This window comes from Ensifer sp. ZNC0028 (genome assembly GCF_000799055.1).
Classification (GTDB): Bacteria; Pseudomonadota; Alphaproteobacteria; order Rhizobiales; family Rhizobiaceae; genus Ensifer.
On sequence record NZ_JTLA01000281.1, the window covers coordinates 1 to 315 of the forward strand.

1 protein-coding gene is annotated in these 315 nt (G+C 64.8%); it reads left to right on the top strand.

What is annotated here, in order from left to right; genetic code table 11:
- A partial coding sequence (locus tag L981_RS33015; protein WP_043627271.1) for an aldehyde dehydrogenase family protein occupies positions 1–315 on the top strand: 315 nt, incomplete at both ends.

Here is a 315-nt window from a genome sequence, read left to right on the forward strand (position 1 = left end):
TGTCGCGCGAGGAAGGCAAGACATTGGCCGAAGGCATCGGCGAGACGGTGCGCGCCAGCCAGATCTTCGATTTCTTCGCCGGAGAGTGCCTGCGTCTGGCGGGCGAAGTGTTGCCGTCAGCACGGCCCAATATCGGCGTCGAGATCACCCGCGAGCCGGTCGGCGTCGTCGGCATCATCACGCCCTGGAACTTCCCGATCGCCATTCCTGCCTGGAAGATCGCGCCGGCGCTTTGTTACGGCAACACCGTCGTCTTCAAGCCGGCCGAACTGGTTCCCGGCAGTTCCTGGGCGATCGTCGACATCCTCCACCGCG